The 25,107-nt window shown below is 41.7% G+C and carries 27 protein-coding genes and 7 tRNA genes; 3 read left to right on the top strand and 31 right to left on the bottom strand.

Annotated elements, in window-relative coordinates; genetic code table 11:
* Positions 1-199 precede the first annotated feature (199 nt).
* Positions 200-760 (bottom strand): YiiX/YebB-like N1pC/P60 family cysteine hydrolase, encoded by a 561-nt coding sequence (locus NPA43_RS02665; protein WP_256499331.1) that lies wholly within the window; start codon positions 758-760, stop codon positions 200-202.
* 22 nt (positions 761-782) lie between these two features.
* Positions 783-1,118, bottom strand: a complete 336-nt coding sequence (locus tag NPA43_RS02660; RefSeq protein WP_256499330.1) for a DUF3139 domain-containing protein — start codon at positions 1,116-1,118, stop codon at positions 783-785.
* Between the two features lie 896 nt (positions 1,119-2,014).
* On the opposite strand from NPA43_RS02660, the gene NPA43_RS19195 reads away from it, so the two are divergent.
* A complete protein-coding gene (locus tag NPA43_RS19195; protein ID WP_371930235.1) occupies positions 2,015-2,146 on the top strand; it encodes a winged helix-turn-helix transcriptional regulator in 132 nt (43 codons plus the stop codon).
* 771 nt (positions 2,147-2,917) lie between these two features.
* On the opposite strand, the gene NPA43_RS02650 is transcribed toward NPA43_RS19195, so the two are convergent.
* The 13 genes from NPA43_RS02650 to NPA43_RS02590 form a co-directional block, all read right to left on the bottom strand.
* Positions 2,918-3,001: transfer RNA gene (locus tag NPA43_RS02650), tRNA-Leu, on the bottom strand.
* A gap of 48 nt (positions 3,002-3,049) precedes the next feature.
* Positions 3,050-3,132 (bottom strand) — tRNA-Leu (locus tag NPA43_RS02645).
* A gap of 7 nt (positions 3,133-3,139) precedes the next feature.
* Positions 3,140-3,215 (bottom strand) — tRNA-Lys (locus NPA43_RS02640).
* 31 nt (positions 3,216-3,246) lie between these two features.
* Positions 3,247-3,321: transfer RNA gene (locus tag NPA43_RS02635), tRNA-Gln, on the bottom strand.
* A gap of 25 nt (positions 3,322-3,346) precedes the next feature.
* A tRNA-Glu gene (locus NPA43_RS02630) sits at positions 3,347-3,418 on the bottom strand.
* A 7-nt stretch (positions 3,419-3,425) separates the two neighbouring features.
* Positions 3,426-3,516: transfer RNA gene (locus NPA43_RS02625), tRNA-Ser, on the bottom strand.
* A gap of 4 nt (positions 3,517-3,520) precedes the next feature.
* A tRNA-Asn gene (locus NPA43_RS02620) sits at positions 3,521-3,595 on the bottom strand.
* A gap of 210 nt (positions 3,596-3,805) precedes the next feature.
* Entirely contained in the window at positions 3,806-5,653 is a 1,848-nt protein-coding gene (locus NPA43_RS02615) for a sigma-54-dependent Fis family transcriptional regulator (RefSeq protein WP_256499329.1), read from the bottom strand.
* Positions 5,654-5,761: 108 nt separating this feature from the next.
* The gene (gene lpdA / locus NPA43_RS02610; RefSeq protein WP_256499328.1) at positions 5,762-7,141 is read right to left on the bottom strand and encodes a dihydrolipoyl dehydrogenase; all 1,380 of its coding nucleotides are present in this window, start codon (positions 7,139-7,141) and stop codon (positions 5,762-5,764) included.
* A 16-nt stretch (positions 7,142-7,157) separates the two neighbouring features.
* Positions 7,158-8,297 (bottom strand): dihydrolipoamide acetyltransferase family protein, encoded by a 1,140-nt coding sequence (locus tag NPA43_RS02605; RefSeq protein WP_256499327.1) that lies wholly within the window; start codon positions 8,295-8,297, stop codon positions 7,158-7,160.
* 17 nt (positions 8,298-8,314) lie between these two features.
* Positions 8,315-9,352 (bottom strand): alpha-ketoacid dehydrogenase subunit beta, encoded by a 1,038-nt coding sequence (locus tag NPA43_RS02600; protein WP_256499326.1) that lies wholly within the window; start codon positions 9,350-9,352, stop codon positions 8,315-8,317.
* A 20-nt stretch (positions 9,353-9,372) separates the two neighbouring features.
* Positions 9,373-10,350: a thiamine pyrophosphate-dependent dehydrogenase E1 component subunit alpha gene (locus tag NPA43_RS02595; protein ID WP_099728406.1), complete on the bottom strand. Its 978-nt coding sequence runs from the start codon at positions 10,348-10,350 to the stop codon at positions 9,373-9,375.
* Between the two features lie 225 nt (positions 10,351-10,575).
* Complete coding sequence (locus tag NPA43_RS02590) at positions 10,576-11,049, bottom strand: SprT family protein (protein ID WP_099728407.1); 474 nt, start codon at positions 11,047-11,049, stop codon at positions 10,576-10,578.
* Positions 11,050-11,148: 99 nt separating this feature from the next.
* On the opposite strand from NPA43_RS02590, the gene cmpA reads away from it, so the two are divergent.
* The gene (cmpA, locus tag NPA43_RS02585; RefSeq protein ID WP_008346893.1) at positions 11,149-11,283 is read left to right on the top strand and encodes a cortex morphogenetic protein CmpA; all 135 of its coding nucleotides are present in this window, start codon (positions 11,149-11,151) and stop codon (positions 11,281-11,283) included.
* 19 nt (positions 11,284-11,302) lie between these two features.
* Here the strand turns inward: cmpA and NPA43_RS02580 are convergent, their stop codons facing one another.
* From NPA43_RS02580 to acpS, 14 genes are all read right to left on the bottom strand, one after another.
* On the bottom strand, positions 11,303-13,462 hold the full coding sequence (locus NPA43_RS02580; protein ID WP_256499325.1) for a Tex family protein: 2,160 nt from the start codon (positions 13,460-13,462) through the stop codon (positions 11,303-11,305).
* 77 nt (positions 13,463-13,539) lie between these two features.
* Positions 13,540-14,139, bottom strand: a complete 600-nt coding sequence (locus tag NPA43_RS02575) for a PP2C family serine/threonine-protein phosphatase (protein WP_099728410.1) — start codon at positions 14,137-14,139, stop codon at positions 13,540-13,542.
* Positions 14,139-14,927: an RNA polymerase sigma factor SigB gene (gene sigB / locus NPA43_RS02570; RefSeq protein ID WP_099728411.1), complete on the bottom strand. Its 789-nt coding sequence runs from the start codon at positions 14,925-14,927 to the stop codon at positions 14,139-14,141. The genes NPA43_RS02575 and sigB overlap by 1 nt, the downstream gene beginning before the upstream one ends.
* Positions 14,893-15,381 carry an anti-sigma B factor RsbW gene (gene rsbW / locus NPA43_RS02565; protein ID WP_230031324.1) on the bottom strand — a complete coding sequence of 163 codons (489 nt, stop codon included), beginning with the start codon at positions 15,379-15,381 and terminating at the stop codon, positions 14,893-14,895. The genes sigB and rsbW overlap by 35 nt, the downstream gene beginning before the upstream one ends.
* Positions 15,378-15,707: an anti-sigma factor antagonist gene (locus NPA43_RS02560; protein WP_099728413.1), complete on the bottom strand. Its 330-nt coding sequence runs from the start codon at positions 15,705-15,707 to the stop codon at positions 15,378-15,380. The genes rsbW and NPA43_RS02560 overlap by 4 nt, the downstream gene beginning before the upstream one ends.
* 59 nt (positions 15,708-15,766) lie before the next feature.
* On the bottom strand, positions 15,767-16,774 hold the full coding sequence (locus tag NPA43_RS02555; RefSeq protein WP_230031323.1) for a PP2C family protein-serine/threonine phosphatase: 1,008 nt from the start codon (positions 16,772-16,774) through the stop codon (positions 15,767-15,769).
* A gap of 10 nt (positions 16,775-16,784) precedes the next feature.
* Complete coding sequence (locus NPA43_RS02550; RefSeq protein ID WP_256499324.1) at positions 16,785-17,186, bottom strand: anti-sigma regulatory factor; 402 nt, start codon at positions 17,184-17,186, stop codon at positions 16,785-16,787.
* Positions 17,187-17,188: 2 nt separating this feature from the next.
* Positions 17,189-17,557 (bottom strand): RsbT antagonist protein RsbS, encoded by a 369-nt coding sequence (rsbS, locus tag NPA43_RS02545; protein ID WP_003214235.1) that lies wholly within the window; start codon positions 17,555-17,557, stop codon positions 17,189-17,191.
* Positions 17,558-17,561: 4 nt separating this feature from the next.
* Positions 17,562-18,392: an RsbT co-antagonist protein RsbRA gene (locus NPA43_RS02540; RefSeq protein WP_099728416.1), complete on the bottom strand. Its 831-nt coding sequence runs from the start codon at positions 18,390-18,392 to the stop codon at positions 17,562-17,564.
* 117 nt (positions 18,393-18,509) lie between these two features.
* Positions 18,510-18,860: a type II toxin-antitoxin system endoribonuclease NdoA gene (gene ndoA / locus NPA43_RS02535; RefSeq protein WP_003214169.1), complete on the bottom strand. Its 351-nt coding sequence runs from the start codon at positions 18,858-18,860 to the stop codon at positions 18,510-18,512.
* 4 nt (positions 18,861-18,864) lie between these two features.
* Positions 18,865-19,146, bottom strand: coding sequence for a hypothetical protein (locus tag NPA43_RS02530; protein WP_003214273.1), 282 nt, complete (start codon positions 19,144-19,146; stop codon positions 18,865-18,867).
* 291 nt (positions 19,147-19,437) lie between these two features.
* Positions 19,438-20,619 carry an alanine racemase gene (gene alr, locus NPA43_RS02525; RefSeq protein WP_099728417.1) on the bottom strand — a complete coding sequence of 394 codons (1,182 nt, stop codon included), beginning with the start codon at positions 20,617-20,619 and terminating at the stop codon, positions 19,438-19,440.
* 139 nt (positions 20,620-20,758) lie between these two features.
* Positions 20,759-21,775, bottom strand: a complete 1,017-nt coding sequence (locus NPA43_RS02520) for a LolA family protein (RefSeq protein WP_099728418.1) — start codon at positions 21,773-21,775, stop codon at positions 20,759-20,761.
* 160 nt (positions 21,776-21,935) lie between these two features.
* Positions 21,936-22,301: a holo-ACP synthase gene (gene acpS / locus NPA43_RS02515; protein ID WP_256499323.1), complete on the bottom strand. Its 366-nt coding sequence runs from the start codon at positions 22,299-22,301 to the stop codon at positions 21,936-21,938.
* 94 nt (positions 22,302-22,395) lie between these two features.
* Here acpS and NPA43_RS02510 point away from each other — a divergent pair, with 94 nt between their 5' ends.
* The gene (locus NPA43_RS02510; protein ID WP_099728420.1) at positions 22,396-23,001 is read left to right on the top strand and encodes a rhomboid family intramembrane serine protease; all 606 of its coding nucleotides are present in this window, start codon (positions 22,396-22,398) and stop codon (positions 22,999-23,001) included.
* Positions 23,002-23,068: 67 nt separating this feature from the next.
* Here the strand turns inward: NPA43_RS02510 and NPA43_RS02505 are convergent, their stop codons facing one another.
* Together NPA43_RS02505 and NPA43_RS02500 are read right to left on the bottom strand one after the other, a co-directional pair.
* On the bottom strand, positions 23,069-24,559 hold the full coding sequence (locus tag NPA43_RS02505) for a PH domain-containing protein (protein ID WP_249705329.1): 1,491 nt from the start codon (positions 24,557-24,559) through the stop codon (positions 23,069-23,071).
* On the bottom strand, positions 24,549-25,028 hold the full coding sequence (locus tag NPA43_RS02500; RefSeq protein WP_099728422.1) for a PH domain-containing protein: 480 nt from the start codon (positions 25,026-25,028) through the stop codon (positions 24,549-24,551). The genes NPA43_RS02505 and NPA43_RS02500 overlap by 11 nt, the downstream gene beginning before the upstream one ends.
* Between the last annotated feature and the right edge of the window lie 79 nt (positions 25,029-25,107).

Below are 25,107 nucleotides of genomic sequence, written 5' to 3'. Positions count from 1 at the left end.
TAAATTTTATTTATAAATAGTTCTATATCTATAATACCGTTTATTTGACTGGAATAAGCTTAAAAGGAGTTTTATGCAAGTTCTGAAATATTTAGTTCTTTTCAGATGATGAATCCCACTACAACTTTAGTTTTTTTCTATTTATTTTTCCGACTATATAGACTAAATTAATGTAAGACTAGCACCGGATTATACAACCTCATTTAATCCGAGTAAAGTTCTCCATGACAATCATAAAGTTCGGATTGATGACCCAACTTGAAGTAGGGGGATATTCCCACATCACAGCTTGATCACCTATTATTTTTAGCTTAACCCCTCCACTAAAATAGAACGCTTGATATACAAATTTGGAGCAATAAAGATCTTTCCAATCTCTTAAAGCAGAAGAAGACACAATCTTATAGTTATACTTTGCTCCTACATTATAACTCGCCCAATTTCCAGCACCTTTTGCTACGCTAGAATCCTTGTAACGCATTACGTTATATCCTCTGTCTTGCTTTTTAAACCAATTACTAAGCTTAGAGCTTTTTACAGTGGTTCTTCCTTTATATACTTCCACTGCAGTAGCACCATCGCCCCCAACTATTGCAGCGTGTCCAACAAAGTAATTGTCCAATGACTTTTTCGAGATCAACACATCCCCAGCTTTAGCAGTCTGACCATTGCTATATTTCACTGCTTGTGCTGAATGCAATACAATAGTAAACAAACATCCTAAAGCAACAACAAAAATAGTGAAAACTCTCGCAAACAAAACTTGTTTCCTCCCTCATTTGTTATTCATTCTTATTAAGAACTGGATCTTTAGCTTTACTTAAATCTTCCTTACCTTCAAACATTATTTTGCCGTTATTCGAAATGTAAAAATAATGTATGTTAGGTTCACTTTTATAGATGACTCTTACCAAAATCCCATAATCTCCAACCTTAGATCGAATACCTTTAACTTCTTTGATATCTTCTTTTTTCTTATCCTCTTCATTGATTAAATAATTTTCAGTTTCAGATGCGATTTTCTTGGCTTGATAATCATAGAAATAGTTTACTGAAAAAAACCCAATTAAAATTAACGCCACTAATCCAACAATACTGAAAGTTATTTTCTTGTTCATTAAGTAATCTATTCCCCTTTCCAACAACATGATGATTTTTGTATAAAATGGTATATAAAGGTATTCAATCCTTTATTTCCTGTTAATTGTAACAACAAAATTAAATTTTTTCTATATCCAACATATTTTTCAGCCTTTCTCTGCTGGTGGAGGCGCACTTTTTCTTGCATATTTTCGGGTTTCTCTTAGCGTCTATTTTCATATAATGATTTCTCACGATAGTGCTAACAATAAGAATAAAGGGTGGATTTTAAATATTGGTGGACATTAGTTTACAAATTCTCACTACAGTAATTCCACTAAATTTACGAGAAGTGACTGATCCATAATGACGGGTAATGACCAAATTTAAACTGCTTCTTCTGTGGTATTAACACCTCTTCTGTAATGAGAGTAAATTATTTATTCCTTTTAGAATGTCAAAGTATATAAAAAGCATAGTTTCATTAATCTTATTTTTAAAGTATCGGATGAGCCTTAATTAATGTATCTTCTTCCAAAGCATATTTGCTGCCAAAAAGACTTGAACCTCCAAGGGTTGTTCACTCACTGTGGGTTATCAACTAAGTAAATCCATATCACTGGTTATGAATGAAGGCTATCCTTCGCCAGAATAAAACACATTATCAAATATTTCTGAACTCTCTCATGTAACTATCGAATGTGAAAAAGGTGTCTAGAATATGTAAGGATGGATTTGACAAAGAATGTATAGAAGAACAAAGAGAAGTATATGGTATTTACCTATATATGCTTTCAGGACGATGGAAGTATATTATTCTTTGGATTTTTAAAACAAAAGAACGTCGTTATAGCAAAATTATAGTTTTGTTTATGGGACTTTTCACAAGGTTATCTAACAAAACAGTTGAGAGAAACTCGAAACAGATGGATTAATTAAGCGAGAGATTTTTCCTAAAGTCCCTCCACATGTTGAATATTCATTAACACCTAAAGGGCGTGAATATATCCCAATAATAGATATGATGGCGGACTTAGGCAAAAAACTAAGGGAGAAACCTAAGTGAAACAATAAGTAGAAAGTAAATAACCTTCCAAAAGGAATGATCGCTATAGCTGGGATGATTCTTTTTTATTAAGAGACCGTCTACACTAAATCCTAGGCAGGAGACATCCTGCACTTACAACTTGTTTATTTTTAAATCTTTCTATTTTATCTCTTGTTTTCGTTAAATGCCTTTCTCTGGAGTGATATCTTTAGAATAATTGATATGTCAAAATAATTGCAGCAGATGTATATGAAGGGGTGAGTAAAAATGATATAGCGATGGGAATTATAGATTTTATACCGATTTACTTGATTCCTTGTGTTCTCAGGTTTGGGGTAAACGTATTAATCATACTGGACACTTTCTAGGAGGAAGCGACCCTATAGTGTTTACTTAACGAATAATATACTATAAGCAGCTACACGGTATTTTAGGCTTTTTTTCTATTTCTCGAAACTCTCTTTCTGAACTCTTATAAGTATCAATTCAAAACTTATCCCATTACCTGGTGAATTGAGACTACATCTCATCGAATAGGAATACATCAATCAGAAGATACTTATATGTTTCAATACAGAGACAGACCGCCTACTATATATATTTTCAATAGAAAGATAAAACAGATTTGTTAAGTTAAGGAGGAAAGATTGAGCCTGTCCATTTCCATGATTTAAGTCATTCACATGACTTACTGCTAATCTTAAGGTGAGTGGACAGACTTTGGACAGATTTATTTAGCAGTTATATAAAATAAAAACACCAAAGGTCTACAACCCTTGGTATCATTGATGCGGCCGAGAGGACTTGAACCTCCACGGGTTATTCACCCACTAGGCCCTCAACCTAGCGCGTCTGCCATTCCGCCACGACCGCGTGTATGAAGTGCTCATATATCAATAAGTGCACTGTTTGAAAAAACAATGCGGGTGAAGGGACTTGAACCCCCACGTCATAAAGACACTAGATCCTAAGTCTAGCGCGTCTGCCAATTCCGCCACACCCGCGTGACAATGGTGAGCCATGAAGGACTCGAACCTTCGACCCTCTGATTAAAAGTCAGATGCTCTACCAACTGAGCTAATGGCTCATCTGCTATGCAGAAAAACAAATATAAAAAATGGCTGGGCTAGCTGGATTCGAACCAACGCATGACGGAGTCAAAGTCCGTTGCCTTACCGCTTGGCTATAGCCCAACGAATCAATCAATTAAACAAAACATGACCCGTACGGGATTCGAACCCGTGTTACCGCCGTGAAAGGGCGGTGTCTTAACCGCTTGACCAACGGGCCAGATAAATGGCGGAGAAGGAGGGATTTGAACCCTCGCGCCGCTTGCGCGACCTACACCCTTAGCAGGGGCGCCTCTTCAGCCACTTGAGTACTTCTCCATTTTGGCTCCGCAGGTAGGACTCGAACCTACGACCGATCGGTTAACAGCCGATAGCTCTACCACTGAGCTACTGCGGAATAATAAGACATGTTTCATTATATCTATGCCAGAAAAATGTGTCAAGAATTTTTAGCGTTTCATTCCTACCCCATTTGCGACGGCTTTTATAATTTAACATATACTAATATAACAGTCAAGCCTTATTCCATGCCATTTGTTTAACTTGGCAGAAAGGCCCCGACCTCTTAACGTAGACCAAGGGCCTTGATGCAACCTTCCTCAGGAGATTAAGACAGCTTAAACTTTCGCATCCACTTATAAAAGGTACTTCTTGGCACCCCTGCTAACCTCGCTGCTTCTGACACATGACCTTTCGTTTTATGAAGTGCTTCTATCACTGTTTGCTTTTGAATGCGCTCTCTAAACGTAAGTTCTTTTGGAATCTCAGTACACTCTGCTGGATGCAGCTTCTGCTTTTTCTGATCAATCGCCTCTAATACTGAAGCATATTGCGATTCACCAATCCAACCGCTTTTAGGAAAGAGGACCCTTATATGTTCAAACAGATTAAAAAGCTCTCGTATGTTTCCTGGCCAATGATACTCCTGCAATTTCTGAAAAAATGATTCAGGAAATACCGCATTCCATTGGTGCTTCTTTTGGTAATAACGATATAAATCATGGATGTCTTCTTTTCTTTCTCTAAGTGGCGGGATGTTGATTGGGTAGACATGAAGACGATAATACAAGTCTTCTCGTATTTTTCCTTCCTTCAGCAGTTCGTTCATATTTCGGTGTGTCGCTGTAATAATTCTAATATCCAAAGGGATTTCATGTGTCCCGCCGAGCGGTACGACTTTCCTTTCTTCTATCACCCTAAGTAGCGCTACTTGCATCGCATATGGGATTTCGCCAATTTCGTCTAAAAAGAGTGTTCCTTTATGAGCTTGTTCAAATTTTCCTTTTGCTCCATGACGTTTTGCCCCTGTAAAAGCCCCTTCAGCATAGCCAAATAATTCGCTTTCTAACAGGCTTTCAGGAATGGCTCCACAATTAACAGCAATAAACGGCCCTCTATGCCTTTCACTGGCTGAGTGAATGGCTCTAGCGGCCAGTTCTTTCCCTGTACCTGTTTCTCCCCAAATATATACATTAGCATCTGTTTGTGCCGCTCTCTTCATCTCGATGAGCGTCTGTTGAAACACCTTACTTGTTCCGGATTCCCCGGGAAATTGAGCAAAAGAAACGGTTATGTTGCTTTTCGCTGCTTCTTCAAGGGAAAGAGAAATGCCTAGCATCTTTCCATCTTGCTCTGATTGAATGATCTGCTTTCCCCGGATAACAAATGGATGTCCCTTAAGCCGCTCGACATCCATTCCGTACCAGTCTGAAAATCGTTCTCTAATCGACCTGCTTGCAGAAACAATTTGCTTTTTTTCATTACAGACAACATACGGTTCCTCCGCTTCCACCTGCTGGAGACAATGAGTGATGAGCTCCATCTCTCTCCTTTTTTGCTGGACTTGAATTTCTCTCTCTATGGCATAAGCAACCGTTGAAGCCATTCCAAGCATAAAAGGGTGCTTGTTATCCGCCATACAGGAGATATCAATCACCCCTATGATCGTACCGTCTACATCACGAATAGGGGCGGCTGAACAACTCCAATGATGAGAGGCGATAGAAAAATGCTCAGTTCCGTTGATCATCACAGCTTCTCCGATGACGAGTGCCGTTCCGATCGCGTTTGTCCCTACATCTGTTTCAGTCCAGCGCGCACCCTCCATAAAATTAATTTTTCTCGCTTCCACCATCGTCCTTTGGCTTCCTGTCAGACTTAGCACATAACCGTCTGCATCGATGAGTAAGGCCAGCATGTCAGATTCTTTTAATTGCTGACTGATTTTATTTAAGTAAGGAAGAGCGGTATTGAGGAATAATGAATATTTCTTTTTTTGGGCACTGAATAATTCCTTTTCTAAGAACGACTGTCCTTTATCTAAATACGGATTAACATTTGCCTGTTTACACCTGTGCCATGATTCCATCACTCTTTTATCCAGACGAGACTTATCAAGCAAACCTTCACGAACAAAACGTTTCCACGTATTTAAATAACAAGGTGTCGGATTCATTCCATCCTCTCCTCTGGGGGCTTTTTATTCATTATAGATAAATATAAAAGCGCTTTCAATTAACATTGGCTAACCCAAGAAGTCAATCGGATAGAAAAAGAGTCTTTTTCAGCAGTGCATCGCTCGTCCCATTGTTTGCAGCAAGGCTTCGTGTATCGCCTCTGAAAGTGTCGGATGTGCCGCAATAAACTGCTCTAATGTATCAGCAGTCATCTCTGTATGCATCATCAACGCCGCTTGTCCAATCAGTTCTGTTGCATTCGGTCCGATGATTGATACACCTAAAATTTCTTGAAATTGCGGTTCTACAATCACCTTTACTTGACCGGCTGGTTGATTTAAAATTAACGCTTTTCCATTTGCAGAAAATGCACATGTCCCTATCCGAATATCCCCATATTGTTTTCTAGCACTCTCTTCATTTAAGCCAACACTGGCGATTTCTGGAGAGGTGTAGATGCATCTTGGAAGCACTTGTTCATTGACCTTTACATGTTCACCTGATGCATGGGATGCCGCAATCGTGCCTTCATGAAAAGCAACGTGAGCAAGCTGTACTCCTCCTGTGACATCGCCGCACGCATATATATGCGGGAGATTGGTTTGCATATGCTCATTGACATTGATCCCGTTCCTGTCATATTCAATGCCAATCTGATCAAGATTCAACTTTCCAAGCCGCGGCTTTCTGCCAATTGCCACTAAGCAAAGATCAGACTGGATTTCACACCGCTCACCATGTTTTCTCTCAATCACCACTTTCCTTGAGGTTGAATCAAGCTGCTTGACTGCAGCCGATGTCAAAATGTCCACACCTGCTTCTTCAAGTTGATCGTGAAGACATTGTGCAATATCGTCATCTTCTTCAGGTAAAATGTGTACCGACTGTTCAATCATAACAACCTTTGTCCCCATTCTGCTAAAGATACTTGCGAACTCACACCCGATCACCCCACCACCAATGATACAAAGCGAATCTGGTATCGAAGGGAGCGACATTGCATCCTTGCTGTCAATCAACCATTTCCCATCAAATGGCGCAAAAGGTAAGGCAGCAGGCTCTGCCCCTGATGCAATAATGATTTGTTTTGCTTGAATGATTTCAGACGCCCCTTCACTTTCAATCAACATCTCATGTGCAGAAAGAAATGATGCCTTCCCATTTATCACCTTGATTTTATTTTTATTCATCAAATAGCGAACGCCATCTGTCAGTTGCTTGACGACTGACTGTTTCCGTTTTTGAACGGAATCCCATTGGATGATGGGCTTTCCCCCTGGAAGTTCAATTCCAAAATGCGCAGCTGACTTCACACCCTCGTACATATCGGCGCTTTGCAAAAGCGATTTGGTTGGAATACATCCTTCATTGAGACAGGTTCCTCCCAACTGTCCTTGATCAATTAACACAATCTCTCTTCCAAAACGAGCGGCTGTCATTGCCGCCACATATCCTGCAGGTCCGCCGCCTATAATAACTAGTGTCATCGTATTTCCCTTCTTCCTATAAAAGAATGGATACTGGTTTTTCTAAATATGCTTTTACAGATGATAAAAATGCGGATGCTGGTGCCCCGTCCAGCACGCGGTGGTCAAACGTCAGACTGAGTGGAAGGATATGGGCTTTGCACAATTCATCACCTTGATAAACAGGGGTTTCATACATTGTGCCGATGCCTAGGATACCTGCTTCCGGCGGATTCAAAATCGGAGTGAAATGCTCTACACCATAGGCACCAAGGTTGGTGATCGTAAAGGTAGAGCCTTCGATTTCTTCGTGAAGAAGTTTGCCTTCACGTGCTTTTTTGCCATACAATTTGATGTTTTTCGATAGCTCAATGAGCGATAGTCGCTCCGCATGTCGAATAACCGGCACAGCCAAGCCGTTATCTAAAGCAGCAGCTATCCCAAGATGAACATACTCAAAAGTTTCCACTCTTTCATTTTGATATTGACTGTTCATCGCAGGGTGTTCTAGTAATGAAAGGATCGCTGCTTTGGCTACAAAATCGGTCATGGTCAATTTTGTATCGTGACGGGCTATGGCTGTTTCGTTCAACTGAGGTTGTAATATTGTCAGTTTTGTCACGTCCGCTTTCATCGTAATTGTGAGTTGTGCACTTGTTTGCAGACTTTTCATCATCCGTGAGGCAATTGTTTTTCGCATCATGTTGACAGGTTGATGGTCTGTCTTATTGTTTTGTATTTGTTTCTCTTTCTGATCAGGAAGTGCCTGAAGCACATCGGCTTTTGTAATTCTCCCGTCTGGTCCGGTTCCCACCAGCGTGTCAATGTCCAGATTTGCATTGTTAGCCATTTTACGAGCAACAGGGGAGATTTTCTTTCTCTCTTTCTTTGGTTTTGTCGGCAAGCCTCTTTCTTCTTTCTTTTCTTTAACCTGTTCATTTCCATCACCGATATAGCAAATGACCGTGCCAGGAGGGACACCTTCTCCCTCAGGCACTTTGATTTCCAATACAGTGCCTTCAGCAGGTGACTCAATCTCCATCTCAATTTTTTCAGAATTGATGCTTGCAATGCTTTCCCCTTTGTTTACGCTCTCTCCGACTTGCTTATTCCATACAGATACAGTGCCTTCTTTCATCGACATGCCCAATTTCGGCATCACAACCTCGACAGCCATCTTTCTCTCTCCTTTCTTTAGTTCAATATCTTGTCTTGATTATCGCCAATCATTTCTAATACGGCGCTCACAACCTTATCAGGTGTCGGCAAATAGATATCTTCAAGAGGTGGTGAAAACGGAACCGGTGTATGAGGAGCCGTCACTTTTTTGATTGGAGCATCGAGTAAATCAAATCCTTTATCAGCAACCAAAGAAGAAATATCTGCGGCAATTCCGCACCTTGGATTTGCTTCATCCACAATGACAAGCCGATTTGTTTTTTCTACCGAAGCCAGAATAGCCTCTTCATCAAGTGGCGACAGGCTTCTCGGATCAATGACCTCCGCTTCAATACCTTGAGCTGATAATTGCTCTGCCGCTTCGAGTGCTGTATGAACTTGTTTGCCTACTGCAAAGATGGTCACGTCTGATCCTTCTCTCTTCACATCTGCTTTGCCAATCGGCAGTGTGTAATACCTCTCTGGAACGTCTCCTGTGATATTGTACAGCGTCTTGTCTTCGAAAAAGATGACAGGGTCCTGGTCCTCAATTGATGCCAGTAGTAAACCTTTGGCATCGTATGGCGAGGAAGGCACAACCACTTTCAATCCAGGAATGCTCGTAAATAGCGCATACAAACTTTGAGAATGCTGAGCGGCTGCTCTAAAACCCGCCCCATGTGTTGTTCTAATGGTGACGGGCACCTCCGCTTTTCCGCCAAACATGTATCGGAATTTCGCCCCTTGATTCAGCACTTGGTCCAGACAGGTGCCGATAAAATCATTAAACATGAGTTCCGCAATGGGTCTTAGCCCTGTTGAAGCAGCTGCCATGGCAGCACCGACATAGCCAGCTTCACTAATCGGCGTGTCAAGGACTCGCTCACGTCCAAACTCCTGAACGATTCCTTTTGTGACACCGAGAACACCGCCCCATGCTTCATCATCCTGCAAGTGATCCACATGAGCGCCTCCTGCAACATCTTCCCCCATTAAAATGACATCCTCATCTCTTCTCATCGCAAGTTTGATCGCTTCGTTCAATGCACTAGACATGCTGATTTCTCTTGTCATTTTCCTTTCCCCTTTCTGATTTATTGATACGAAACATACACATCGGTCAATAATTCAGTATGATCTGGATATTTACTTTCTTCACTGAATCTAACGGCTTCATCTATCGCTTCCGCTACAGCCGCTTCAATACTTGATATTTCTGTATTCGTAAGCAGCTGCTTCTTTAATAATTCATTTTTAAAAAGAGCGATGGCATCTTTCTCTTCTTGGTGTTCTGTTCTTTCCGTATTTATTTTGTAACGCTGAGCATCTCCTTCAAAGTGACCATAATTCCGATATGTCATGCATTCAATCAATGTCGGACCTTCTCCATTTTTTGCTCGTTCAATTGCTTGTTCTGCGGCTTGATAAACTGCCATCACATCTTTTCCGTCTACTTGAATCCCAGGAATGTCATAACCGGCGGCTCGATCCACGATTGATTTGCAGCTTGAAGCATAGGAAAATGGTGTCGCTTCCCCATAGCCATTGTTTTCTGCGATGAAAATGACAGGCAATTTCCAGATGGCTGCGAGATTGATACCTTCGTGAAATGTTCCTTGATTGTTTGCCCCATCTCCAAAAAAGCAAACGCTTACATTTTTTGTCTTCTTATATTTAGCTGTTAGGGCTGCTCCACAAGCCAGCGGAAATCCACCTCCAACAATTCCATTGGCACCAAGCATTCCTTTATCAAAATCTGCGATGTGCATTGACCCTCCCTTTCCTTTACACAAACCTGTGGCTTTCCCATAAATTTCTGCCATCATTCCTTTTAGATCACAGCCTTTAGCTATACAATGCCCGTGGCCACGGTGTGTACTTGTGATGGTGTCTTTTTCATTCAGGTGGGCACAGGCTCCTACAGCGACAGCTTCTTCCCCAGCATAAAGGTGGACAAAGCCTGGCAGGATTCCTTTTGTAAAAAGTGTGTGTACTCGATCTTCAAACTGGCGGATTTCCAGCATTTTTTGATACATCCATACCGCTTTTTCTTTTGTCAATGCGACTTCCATGTTGTAAAACCTCCTATCTTTTTTGCTTGCACTTATATACAAGCAAAAAACGTGCCAACATCACGACATGTTGAAACATAGGCTTTAGACAATTCAAGCCGTAAAAAAAGAGACAAAATGAGACATGTATCTCTTTTTGTCTCAATATGTTTACTTTCTCTCCTGCATATCAGACGATGTTCCATTTTCATTGGACATAAAAAAGCATCCCTCTAGGAATGCTTTTCACACTGAATCTATCGTACGGTGCCAAGTCAATTTTCCTTTGCAGACGCCGCAGACATAGCGAGAGGTATCAAATCGTCTTTTTCTGATAAAATGCTTGCCGCATCCTGTACAAACGTAGTCATGGCGTTTCTGCGCACCTCGCCTGTTTTGCACAGCCCTTAACGGTGTACAAAAGCGCGGGGCTCCTACCTGTTTCAATAACTCTTTAAACTCGCGATCACGATGCTGATAGCCCTTCCCTTCGAGATGGAGGTGATAGTGACATAACTCATGCTTGATGATACCGATCAATTCATCTCTTCCATGCTCCTCTAAATATCGGCGATTCAATTCAATATCATGTGTACCAAGTAAATATCTCCCGCCTGTTGTTTTTAAGCGGTCATTAAAAACAGCCTTGTGGCGAAATTCCTTACCAAAGAACTGCTGAGAAATGTGCTCTGTTAACTGTTGTAATTGCGGCTGGTTCAAACAAGATCGTTCCTTTCTATAAAAACCTCGAACAGGACAATTTCCCCTTTGCATACATTGAAGGTACATCCACTGTTTCGATCAAAGGAGGAATGGGCGATGCCCAACTGGCTGAAAAATCAGATGCAGAAAGCATTTTATGAAAAAAATCATTACCAAATCAAATTGCTGAATCAATGCTGGTACTTCTATAGAAAAAAACATTCAGTCACATCAAGGCACACCCCATCCTAAGGTGCGCCTCGTTTTTTGTTTACTCTGGTTTCAGCATGGAGAGGGCAACGCGGCCTTTTGCCTGGTCAACAGAGTCTACCCACACGGTCACAATGTCACCGACTGACACAACATCAAGCGGATGCTTCACAAAACGATTGCTTAGCTTTGAAATATGGACAAGTCCATCCTGTTTCACACCAATATCGACGAATGCGCCGAAGTCGACGACGTTTCTCACCGTTCCTTGAAGCTCCATTCCTAGCTTCAAGTCCTCCAATTTCAATACATCTGTTTTTAATAGCGGTTTTGGTACTTCATCCCGCGGATCACGCTCAGGTCTTGTCAGCTGATCGATGATATCCTGAAGTGTAATTGGACCAATTTCAAGCTGCTCCGCTGCTTCATCCAGCTTCACCTCAGCGATTTTCTCTTTTAATTGTTCTGTTCCAAGATCGTCTGGCGTCATCTTGATCATGCGTAAGAACTGTTTTGTTTCTTTATAGCTTTCAGGGTGAATGCCTGTACGATCAAGTGGATCTTGTCCGTCTGCTATGCGCAGGAAGCCGATACACTGCTCATATGTCTTGGCACCAAGTCTTGGGATATCCTTCAGTTCTTTTCTGCTTGTGAATCTCCCAATCTCTTCGCGGCGCTTGACGATATTCCCTGCGACGGCTTTTGAAAGGCCCGACACATACTGCAGCAGCGCCTGTGAGGCTGTATTGACGTTCACACCGACTTGGTTCACGACCGTCTCCACAACGAAGGTTAGCGAGCTGTTCAATTGCTTTTGACTCACATCGTGCTGGTATTGGCCCACCCCGACAGATTTCGGATCAATTTTCACGAGCTCTGCTAAAGGATCCTGTAATCTTCTCGCGATTGAAATGGCACTTCTTTCTTCCACTTGCAGGTCTGGAAACTCTTCTCTCGCTAGTGCAGACGCGGAGTAAACACTTGCCCCTGCTTCATTCACGATCAAATATGACACCGGCTGATCCAACTCTTGAATCAGGTCTGCGATGAATTGTTCTGTCTCTCTTGAGGCTGTTCCGTTTCCAATTGCAATGACTTCAATGTTTGATGATTGAATGATCTCTTTTACTTTTTGTTTGGCTTCCGCTTTTTTCTGGACGGGTGGATGCGGGTAAATGACCCCAATATGATGAACTTTCCCCGTATCATCAACGACCGCTAATTTACAGCCTGTACGAAATGCGGGGTCCACTCCTAGTACACGTTTCCCCTTCATCGGCGGCTGAAGCAGCAGTTTTCTTAAGTTTTCAGCGAAAATATGGATGGCTTGCTCTTCTGCTTTTTCTGTCAGCTCTTTTCGTATTTCACGTTCAATCGAAGGCTGAATGAGGCGTTTGTAAGCATCGTCAATAGCCGCTTCAATATACGGTCTCGCCGTCGTTTGCTTGCCCTTTATGACTTGTTTGTCGAGATAGAAGCGAATATTTTCAGCAGGTGGTTCGATGGCTGCTTTCAAAATGCCTTCTTTTTCTCCTCGGTTGACCGCAAGTACACGATGGGGCACAATCTTTTTGATCGGCTCTTGATAATCGTAATACATTTCATAAACGTTTTTCTCATCGCTTTCAACGTCTTTTCCTGATGTGACAAGACTCCCCTTTTGGTACGTTTCACTGCGAATCCATTTTCGCATATCAGGGTCATCTGCCAGCTGTTCAGCAATAATATGCTGAGCGCCTTCAAGTGCTTCTTCTACACTTGTCACTTCTTTTTCTTCGCTCATAAAGGCAGAAGCCTGCTTTTGGATATGATCATTCGGCAGCTTGAGCAAATATTCTGCCAGCGGCTCCAGCCCTTTTGCCTTTGCCACACTTGCCTTTGTTTTACGCTTTTGTTTGAATGGTCTATATAAATCTTCGACCTCTTGCAGCTTATGAGCCTGTTCGATTTTCTGTTTTAATTCATCAGTCAGTTTGTCTTGTTCAGAAATTAAGCGAATGACTTCTTCTTTTCGGGTAGTGACATTTTGGATATATGTATAGCGCTCAGAAATGGTTTGAATTTGCACCTCGTCCAGTGAGCCTGTCTGCTCTTTCCGGTAACGAGCAATAAATGGGACGGTGTTGCCATCCTCTAATAGCTGGATCACACTTTCAATTTGTTTCGTTGAAAGCTTTAATTCTGTTGCAATTTGTTTCAATAAAACGTCAGATGTCTTCATACTTTGCATCCTCTCACTGTGTCTTCTCTTTTAGTGTATCAAAAAAACCGGCAAAACAGAAAAAAGGTCAGCTATTTTCACATGAGCTGACCAAGTACATAGGTGAGATCGTCCTTTTTGTCTTGTGTGTATGTTTCAAGTTGCGTTGCAATATCTGCAACTGAATGGCTATGCTTTAAACACATTCGCATGTTTGGCACATTCAGGCCGTCTGAATACATAATGAATGTCGATCCTTTTTCGTAGGAATAGGTGTATGTTTTATATTTCCTAGGTTTCCCTGATAAGTATCCTGATGTCGGAAGCGGATAAATATAGTCGCCAGAAGGTGCATTCAAGATGAACCGGATATTACCAACCGAACAATAGGTAAATTGCTGCTGGGAAAAATTCACCTTTAATATGCCAACCGTGGCCCCACGTTTATTTTTCATGGCCTGATTGCATCTGTCGATGAGGGTCGTCACATCCTCATGTCCATATTCTTCGACAATTTCACTAACTAAAGAAGATGATTCATTGGCGAACTGGCCGCTGCCTAATCCGTCTGCTACAGCACAAATTAGTTCTTCATCATCTGCTTTAATAAAAAAACTGTCCCCGCAGCATGATTTCCCTTCTTTATTCGATTGATAGATAATGGCGTTCACATGCTCATGCTGTTCGATCTGCTTCATTACCCTAGCTCCATAGACGCATCTTCTGATAATGCATCTCGTAGCTTTTTAACTGCCTTCCGCTGCAGTCTCGATACATGCATTTGGGATATGCCGAGTAAATCGCCTGTTTCTTTCTGACTCTTATTTTGCAAATAAGTGAGATTGATAATTTCTTTTTCTCGATCCGTCAGAACATGAAGCACACTCTCAAGCATCATTTTTTGGTTTACACGTTCGTAGCCCTCTTCCTGTGAGCCGACGACGTCTAAAATGGTGACGGTGCTTCCTTCAGAATCAGCCTCTACGCCTTGGTCTACAGACAGCGCTTGATAGCTTTTGCCCATCTCCATTGTTTCAAGTACTTCTTCTTCTGTCACATCTAGATATTCTGCAATCTCTTGTACTTTAGGTGACTTCTGCGTCTCCGTTGTCAGATGATCAACTGCCATCTTGATTCTTGGTCCGAGCTCTTTAATCCGCCTTGGTACATGGACACTCCATGTCTTATCACGTAAAAAGCGTTTGATTTCCCCGATAATGGTTGGAATCGCAAAGGCTTCAAATGATTTACCGACAAGCGGGTCATAACGCTTGATTGCGCCGAGTAAACCAATCATTCCAACTTGTCTTAGATCCTCATGAAAGCTTTTGCCTTTGGAATATTTTTTCGCCAGCATATCGACCAGGTTTGTATAGCATTCAACAAGCGTGAGCTGCGCCTGCTCGTCTTGATTGTTTTGATAGCTTTGGATGAGGCGATCCACTTCATCTTTAGTTAGTTTCATAGTTTTGGATGGTTGTGTCATGGTCAACTCGCTCCCTGTTTAAAAACTTTGTCATTGCCACAGTAACTCCGGAGTTTGCTTGCACCTCGACTTCATCCATTAATGTTTGCATCAAATATAAACCAAGACCTCCTTCTGCCAATTGATCCACCGTATGAGCAGATGTATAAGGCCCTAGTCCTTCCTGCTTTTGCTTAAAGTCAAAGCTACCGCCTTTGTCAGCGACAATGATTTCTAGACGATCCTCATAGACAAGAAAGCGAACTGCTACCTCTCCATTTTCCCCATGATCACCTTTGTAGGCATGCTGAACTGCATTTGTACAGGCCTCACTGACGGCAATTTTTAAGTCCTCAATCTCTTCATAGGCATAACCCATTCGACTTGCTACGCCTGAAAGAGTCAGACGAATGATGCCTACGTATTCTGGTTTCGCCGGGATTTTCATCTCGATTAGATCTACTAATTCGTTCATTGTACCCCACCCTCTGTTTTTGCAGAAATGTCAATGATGTCCTTTAATCCAGTAATTTCAAACAACCTCACAAGCCGATCCGACAAGTTCTCAAGCTTTAATGTTCCACCTGCTTTTTGAGCCGCTTTAAACAGCCCCACAAATACACCTAAACCTGTGCTATCCATATAAGAAACATCCTTTAGACAGATTTCTAGATGCTCTCCTTGCTCTGCTTTAGGCATAAGCGTTTCTCTTAGCTCAGGAGCGGAGTACACATCAATTTCTCCGCTGACACTAATTTTCGTTTTATGATCTATTTGATGCTCTTTTACAGACATATTCATTATGCATTCACCTCGAAATTCTTGTTTCCTTGAATTTTATATACCCGCGTATTCACTTTCTAAACCTTTCTTTTCAGGACAAGTAATGTAAAGTCATCATGCAGCTGAAAATCTTGCAGTTTGAGTAAGCTGGCATAGATGGCATCCACCATTTCCTGAGCCGAGTAAGATAGGTGCTCTGATATGAGCGCTTTGATATCCTCCCGCTCTAAGAAACCGTCCTCTGCCTTAGATTCTGTTACACCATCGGAGAATAAAATGACCATATCTCCAATATCCAAATGCTTCTCATACTGCCTGTAATCAAAGTCTGGTGCGATTCCAAGGACAAGCCCTTTCGCATCTAAATCGTAAAATTGGTTCTCTTTTCTGCAATAGAAAAAGCCCGGCTCATGACCAGCCGATGCGTATTTAAATTCATGTGTTTCTGTATTATAGCTGCCATAGAACATCGTGATAAACATGCTTGGGTCTACGTTTTGTTCGACAACACGATTAAGGGTTTTCAGCACCTTCGTTGGGCCGCTCCCTGACTCCGGCAAGGAATCCATCGCATACTTAATCATCGACATACAGAGCGCAGCCGGGATGCCTTTCCCAATCACATCTGCGATCGCGATATTGATTGTATGGTGATCAGTGACAAAGTGAAAATAATCTCCACTCATCTGTTTTGCCGGCACACTAATGGCCCCAATATCAAAGGTGTCACCTTCTGGTATTTTCGTTTCCAGAAGGGTTTGCTGAACATTTGCAGCAATTTCAATCTCCGATTTAATTTCTTGCTGGATGCCTCTGAGTGTTAAATGTTCCTGGTAGGCAAGTCCGTACCCAATCATGACTTCAATTAAGAAGTCTAGTGAATGAAAGACATCTTCCGGCAAATCAGGGTATAGCTCCTGAATTACTTTTCGGTGAACACTCACTATTTCTTCAGGAGGTATTTGATGCTCAATGGTTTTTCGGCTGAATTTTTGAGCTTGATAAAGCGATGTTTCAGTTAGATCACTTATATAACGACTGAGCAGCTGATGATACCGCTGCTCCATTACCTCCTTAAAATCCATGGTTTCCCTCCTAGCGAAGCCACTTGACAGCTTGTATCTCCGTTCCTTCTTCTGATGTAGAATCTAATTTAAAATCATCCATCAGTCTTCTCACTCCCGGAAGACCTGCTCCGAGTCCGCCTGATGTAGAAAATCCGTCTTCCATCACTTTGCGTATATCCATGATACCAGGCCCCTCATCGGCTGCGATGACTTTAAGTCCACGCTTTCCACGCTCCATCACTTCTTCTATACAAATCTGACCTTTACCAGCGTATAAATAGATGTTTCGAGCTAATTCTGAAATGGCCGTCGTAATTCTTGCTTGGTCAACTGTTCCAAAGCCCAGTTCTTTTGCAACATTTCGTCCCAGTTGTCTTGCCGCGACTATGTCCCATTCCGTCAAAATTTTCACACAGGATTGGTCTTTCATATCTATTCCCCCAATTCCCGCTTCAATGTCTCAAGCCCTTGTTCAAGATCTAATGCAGTCTGAATTTCTTCCAGTGATATACCAAGTTCAATGAGTGTCACAGCGACTGCCGGCTGTATTCCTGTTAATACAACTTTTGCCCCCATGAGCTTTGACATCGTGATGACATCGCCTAATACTTTTGCGATAAATGAATCAATCATATCAACAGATGTTAGGTCAATGACAACGCCGTTCGCTCCTGTTTCATGAATTTTATTGAGTAAATCTTCTTGAAAATGAAGAGCCGTTTGGTCATCAAGCTCCCATTGTATAGAAATAAGAAGACAATTATATAATTTTAAGATTGGAATCTTCGGGTGATTTCTCACTGGGTTATCCCTCCAATGAAACAATTTTTCGATTTGTCATTTCTAAAGCAGTTTGAATTCCTTTTTGAAGGGTATTCTTTGTTGTAACTTGAGATAAATCAATTCCAAGAGTGACGATGGTTTGGGCGATTTCTGGACGAATACCGACCAATAAGCATTTTGCACCTACTAATCTCACAGCCTCTGACGCTTGAATGATATGGTGTGCCACCATTGTATCAACGACAGGTACACCGGTAATGTCGATTAAGACCACCTGTGATCGATGTTTCACGACGCCATTTAACAGATTCTCCATGATCTTCTTCGCGCGATCTGTATCAATTGTTCCTACAAGAGGCATGACAGTGATGTGCTCAAACACTGGAATCAGCGGAGCAGATAGTTCCTGTAACGCAATTTTTTGAAGGTTGACGGTTTTCTCCCATGAGATGGAGTAGTGATTCAATATTTCGTTATGAACAGGTGAAATGAACCGATCAATTTCCCAGATGAGCTCATTACTTCCTTGTTCAGTATTTTTGTCACTGTTCATTTTTTGATATAAGTGTGAACGGATTTCCGTTAGCCCTTTTGCCAGTAATTTAAGTGATACACCCATTTGTACAATTTTCAAAGCAAAAGATTGCACTTTTTCTTCAAAATCCTCAGCATTCGCCTCTGAAAGGGATGCCAGAATAAGCTGGACATATTCGGAACAAATCGTTTCATACATTTTATCGTTTAGCATCATGTCCGTTTCTTCTTCTCCGAGTCGTTTGAAGATGTCAGTCCATTCTTTTTCTAATTCCTTTTGGTGTGCTCTCGCAAAAGCTAACACGATATGATTCGACATAATTTACCCCCTACGTACATAAAAAGCAATAACTTTCATTCTCTCTCCATTATAGCCTTAATAAAAAATGAACACAAAAAAAAGTTGCTCACAGGAGAGCAACCAAGTATCACCATATTAAAAATCAATAAGAGCCAAACTAACTTGTAAGGCTTCATCAACCTTCTCCATCATCTCATCATCAAGATGTGTGATTTTATCTGTCAATCTTTGTTTATCGATCGTACGAATCTGCTCTAAAAGAATGACAGAATCTCGTTCAAAGCCGTAGCGCTTTGCATTAATTTCGACGTGAGTCGGTAATTTCGCTTTTTGTATTTGGGCTGTTATGGCTGCAACGATAGCAGTCGGGCTGAAGCGATTTCCAATGTCATTTTGAATCACCAATACCGGGCGAACCCCGCCCTGCTCGGAGCCAACAACAGGAGATAAATCAGCAAAGTAAACATCACCGCGTTTAACAATCAAATGTTTAACCCCCGCTGACTAATCGCTCAACTGTATTCTCAGCCTCAAATTCTGCATATTGTGCCTCTGAAGAGATATTCAGATTAATTTTCGCCATCTCCATGTAGCCGCGTCTCATCGATTCACGATTTTGTCGAATATTACGTTCACGAATATACGTTTTTGTCGCTCGGTAGATCAATTCATTTCTTGTTACCTTATCCTGCTCTGCTACTCGTTCGATTTCAGACATCAAAGCCTCGGGCAGTCGAATCTTCATTTCGTTTGTTGCGCTGGATTCAGACAAAAAACATACACCTCCACAAAACTTACGGATACCGTTTCGATCCATTCCAAGACTAATCATACCATTATTCAATGCACAAGCAAAGCTGTTTTCATGATTTCTTATTAGAACATGAAGCGGTCGGCCACCCGTAATTCAAAATGATAATGGAGTCCCTCTTTCCCATTATACGCTTTTTTTCGAAAATCATACGGTATTTCCAAAATCTCTAAAAAAGGGAGGATATTTATTCCTTCTCTGTAGAATAAAAGAGAACGATGTCGGTTTGGACATCGTTCCCCTAATAGCTACTTATAAAAAGCTTGGCCCGCCTTGAAGCAGCGGATTACGCACATGAACCCTTTTGCCGTCCTCTATATATACTCTTGGGACCCGGTGGCCAATCGAGCAAGTGACTTCATAGTTAATGGTTTCAAGCCTTTTGGCAATTTCATCGACTGATACCTTTTCTTCGCCTTGTGAACCAATCAAAACGACTGGTTCGCCTGCTGAAATGTTCTCTTTCAATTCAACCATGAATTGATCCATACATACCCTTCCAGCAATCTTCCGGCGCTTTCCGCCAACGAGCACTTCCGTTCCTGCCAGCTTCCTGATCCAGCCGTCTGCATAGCCAATCGGAACCGTGCCAATCCATGTATCTTGATTGGCTGTATAGGTCGCTCCGTAGCTGACACTCTCACCCTTTTGAATAAGCTTCACATGCGCTAGCTTTGTATGAAGAGACATGGCTTCTTCCAGCTTGAAAGGCAATTCATCTTTGATTTCCTCTGACGGTGACAGCCCGTACATACTGATGCCGAAACGGACCATATTAAACAATACTTCTTTAAACCTTAGACCTGCTGCACTGTTGGCGCAATGAACGAGCAGTTTGTCCGTATGAAGCGGCTGAAGCAATGTTTGAAAGGTGTCCATCTGCATATCAAAGTAGTCCTCATCCTTTTCATCTGCTGTCGCAAAGTGAGTAAATACACCTTCCAGCTGTAAATAAGAATGATCGCAGGCAAGCTCTTTCACTTCGCTCACTTGCGCTAAGGTTTTAACACCTAAACGATTCATTCCGCTGTCAATTTTCAAATGAAAACGAATGGGTTGTCCAATCTGTCCTTTCACTACTTTGATTACATCTCTCAGCCACTCGATTGAGTAAGCAGTCATGATGACGTTGTATCTCACGGCGACTTTGACATACTCTGGCGGTACTGCGCCGAGTACAAGAATCGGTGCTTTGATGCCTTTATTTCTTAAAGAAATGGCCTCATCCAAAAAGGCAACGGCTAACAAGTCTGCTCCTGCTTTGAGTGCGGCTCTTGCCACTTCTATATCTCCATGTCCATACGCATTGGCTTTTACAACAGCCATTAATTGAACTTTTTGACCAATATGATCTTTCATATGTGAAACATTATGCTTGATTGCTGTTAAATCAATTTCTGCCCATGTGTCTCTATAAAAGGCATTTGTGTCCATCAGTCACACTTCCCTATTGAATGATTCAATACTTCATTATGATACTAAAAATCAAGAATAATGTGAAACAAATCAAAGAAAATCAGCCCTTGCATAGGGCTGATGTTTCATTTTCAAGGCTCTCGCCTGAGATATTCGTTTATTTGGCTGACTGGCCTTCGACACTGTTTGCGACCATTAACAGCTCTTCCTTCGATAAATCACTTGAGGAAATTAAGTAGTCGACTCCGTCAGATGTCCATGAAAGAGATTGATCCGTTAGAACACCCACTGTCATGCCAAGATCGACTGGCTCGCCGTTCATCGTCACAGGCGTAGATGCTTCTGCCACTCTCGCTTTTTCCTGAATGAGTGTGAAGGATTTCTTTCCGCCATACGTAATCACATAACGTTTCCCAGCATCTGTTGTCATTTCTTTCTCTTCCATCTTCTTCACGCCCTCTGGCATATCAACTGGTGTTTTCACTGCGAAACTGTCAGATGGGTCTGCACTTGTGGCGACATCCATTTGGGAGAGTGTCATGTTTTTCTTCTCATCAAATGCATCTTTGTCAAAGGATTTATTGAATTCAAAGTGAGAGAATTCCACTTTCACCATTGGCTTTTTGTCGCTATCCAGCACTTTCACACTGGCAGGCGCCATTGTTTTTTTATGAAAGGTAATCTCTTGGGTAGGCAGCATTTGGTTGTGCTGATAATTGGTTTTTGTTTCGAAAATATACTTTGACTCTTTCGCTTTGAACTGAGCTGCACTGTCATTTTTAATGTCTTTCACTAGCGATTCAAATAAATAGACCTGGCTGCTATTATTCGGCCAATCACTATGGAAACGGAAGCTTTTGTTCAATGAAGGTGTCAGCACAAACACACCATTGCCATTTCTTAAAATGACTTGACTCTGATCCTTTTTCGGATTTTCTAAATAGACACGGTAAAGCTCCGGCTTCTTGTACCAAATTTCCACCTGATACTCCTGCGGATCATTCCCTGTCTCGATGGTCATTTTTGCTTTGGCTTTGTATGATGTCATTTCCTCTGCCTTTTTGTTTAAATCTCCAACGATATCCTGCTGAGATTTTTGACCGCATGCGGAGAGAATCAGTACAAAAAGGATCCCCGTTACAAGCAAAACAAAGCTTTTTCTCACCCTTTTCAACCCCTTCGTTAATTGTGTTAAAAGGAAGAAACCGCTTGTTTGGCTTTAACAGTACGCCTAAAGAGTTAACTGCGTACCGCGAACCATCAAAGCCTGTTAGCAACTCGCCCTTCCTTATCGCACTACCCAATATATGAAGGGGGGACAAACAATATGCAGACTAGCTTGACAACCTTTCGATTAAAACTTGCGCAGCAGCATATTCTTTTGTGTGCGTAATGGACACATGAACCTGGTCTTCCTTCGTTTTCTCGCTTTTGATAAAAGGTTTTCCACGATCATCTTTTTGTATCTCGATGTCATGAAAGCTTAAATGCTGACCGATTCCCGTACCGTATGCTTTAGCAAAAGCTTCCTTTGCCGCAAAACGTCCTGCTAAAAACTCCAGCTGTCTCTTTTCACTTAGCGCGTAAAAGACGTCCTGTTCACTTAAAGTCAATATTCGTTCTGGTAAACGGGGCTGTCTGCTGAGCACTCGTGACAACCGGTCGATTTCTACAATATCAATGCCAATTCCTTTGATCACGGGGTACCTCCTATGATACTCGTACTAATTTGGATGTTCGCTTCATAAACGTGTTACTATAAACTTACCATTATCTAGTCAAAAGGGGTTTGTTATGTTTATTCGAACGGAGAGCTTTCAACAATTTATTAGATCGTATCCAATCGTAACAGCGATCCTTGCATTGCAAATAGGTCTGTGGCTTTTATTTGCTATTCCTTTCCCTATTATACAGCTTGGGCAGGACCATCTCGTCGGTTTCAACTATGGTGTAGCAGCAGGAGAATGGTGGCGGCTCGTTACCCCTATTTTTCTCCATGGAAGTCTGACACACATTTTGTTCAATTCTATGTCCTTGTTCCTATTTGCACCAGCGCTTGAGTATTTGCTTGGTAAGGTTCGGTTTCTCATCATTTATCTTGGGGCAGGGTTCATTGGAAATCTCGGAACCTATTGGGTGGAGCCTTTAGAGTATGTACATGTCGGCGCTTCTGGTGCTATTTTTGGTTTGTTTGGCGTTTATCTGTATCTTGTCCTATTTAAACCGCACATGATGGATCGCGGCAATTCTCAGGTAATCTTAACGATTCTTGGTGTCTCTGTCATCATGACGTTCGTCAATTCGAATATCAATATTATGGCTCACTTATTTGGATTGATAGGCGGCATGATCCTAGCACCTATCACCCTATTCTTCCACTCCAAAAAAAGACGCTACTAATCTCATAAAAAATGTCGATCATCCCTTTTGACAAGGAGCTGATCGACATTTTTTAGTTTAAGAAGATTTAATTTTTTTCATAGGAATACCAATCAAATACACGTGCAGCATCTTTCTCTTCAAGGTGATGCACACCAAAGGAATCAAGCAGTGCAGAGGATTTCACAAAGGTGTGAATACTCGCCACTCGGCCTTTCTTTTGGAAATAAGATTGGGTCACCGTATAGTTTTGCATTCGTTTTCTCAATACAATTCCGGTGGTTTTGCTGATGCCTCTTGTCGTCAGCTGAATCAATGGGTCTTTGATCGTATAACCTGATTGTTTATAGGCTAAGTACCCAAAGAACAAAGCAATTGGCAACGGAATGAATGCCAAATACCCCCACGGCGGAAAACGTACTGAAAGGATCACACCAACGAGCAATGGAACAAATCCGAAAGAGATCAGGTAGCGTTTGAGTGAACGCTTTGGCACCTTTTTCAGCTCAGCTTCTGGTGTCAGGTGATAATGAACTGTAAATTGAGACAACAATTCATTGATTTTTTTCTTTCGAATCAGTGGGAATAAGACCGAAGAGGTTTCTTTTTCTGTAATAGAACCTCCTGCACTAACAAGCATCACTGTAGCAAACCCAAAAGGCTCACGGAGAATGTTTTCTTTGATTTTCACTGCTTGAATTCTCGCAAGCGGAATGGTCATTTGATGTCTTTCAATGAGTCCTCTTGTAATGATGATGTCATTTCCTTTTCGTTTGGCAGCAAAATTAGCGTATTGGAGCGCCGTCACTCCAACACTGAGTATCCAAGCAATCAATACGGCTAGAAAAATTAGAATCGCGTAGATTTCAACACTTGCATGACTTAAGAAGGAGAACTGCTTGACGAACCCGTCTAAAGGAAGAATTTCATCTATTTGTGTGTAAATGGCTAGACAACCCGATATAATCACACCGATGCCGCTTGAAGTCGTAGCCGTTAAAAGCAGCTCTGGTACACCCATACGATAGGAGACGTTGATTTCTTCCTCCACAGGTTTTTGGGCAGTTAGATGATCATGCGGTATATCACCAGTTTCATCCGTCATTTCTTCTTGCTGCAAGCTTTTCTTCCGGTTGAAAATGGACTGTTTCAATTGTTCTGCTTCTGCTTTTGTAATTGCCGTCAGGCTTACTTCTGGGCCATCCGTCCCGCCTGCCGTTTCGATTTGAACTCGCACCAAACCGAAAATCCGCTGGAAGATGCCTTCACTTGTATTGACCGTTTGAATTCGTTCTAACGAGATATATTTTTTCTTTTTCGTGATTACACCTGATTCCACACGAAATTCATCGTCTTCCATCCGGTAGGTGAATCGTCTCCATTCTAAAACGGTTGAAACAGCTTTCCATAAAAGAAGCACACCAAGAATGATAAACGCATAAAAGCGAATACTTGAATTCGAGTTCACAAAAATAAGCACGAAAAAAGGGATAATGAAGTTTTTAATCATAGAAACGGCATCTGATATAAAATCAATGAACATCGAGATTGGATGTACACGTTTTGGTTCAGACATCATCTTCCGTCACCCTTGCTAAACGAGATATGTAATCACGAAGCTCATCTGCCTCTTCTAATTCTAACGCTGGAATATCATGAACAGTGGCAGCAGTCGAAATTTGAACAGATGCCAAGCGATAGCGCCTTAAAAGCGGTCCTTGAGATGTATCGACATGCTGGACACGCACCATCGGCACAATCACGCGTGTAACGCGAATCAGCCCATGCTGTATTTCAATTTCATTTTCAAATACTTCGTAGCGCCAGATGTGATGACGGATTTTTGGTATGAGCCAAATTCCGAAAATGATCTGTAAGATCCACAATCCGACGAGGATGGCCCCAATCCAATATGGCCATTGAAAATAATAACTAGCAATAAATACCCCAATGATGATGAGTAAGAAAATCAATGAGATAATTCCATTTTGAAGACGCCATACCTTTAATCCATTTAAGCTAATTTGACGTTGCGGCTGTTTTCTCACATTCTTCCCCCATTCTCTTACTTTTCTATCAATATATTACGAAACAGAGCCTAAAAAGTTTCAATCAGCCTGTTAAAAA

This window comes from Bacillus pumilus (assembly GCF_024498355.1).
Classification (GTDB): domain Bacteria; phylum Bacillota; class Bacilli; order Bacillales; family Bacillaceae; genus Bacillus; species Bacillus pumilus_P.
This window is presented reverse-complemented; position numbering and strand designations above follow the sequence as displayed.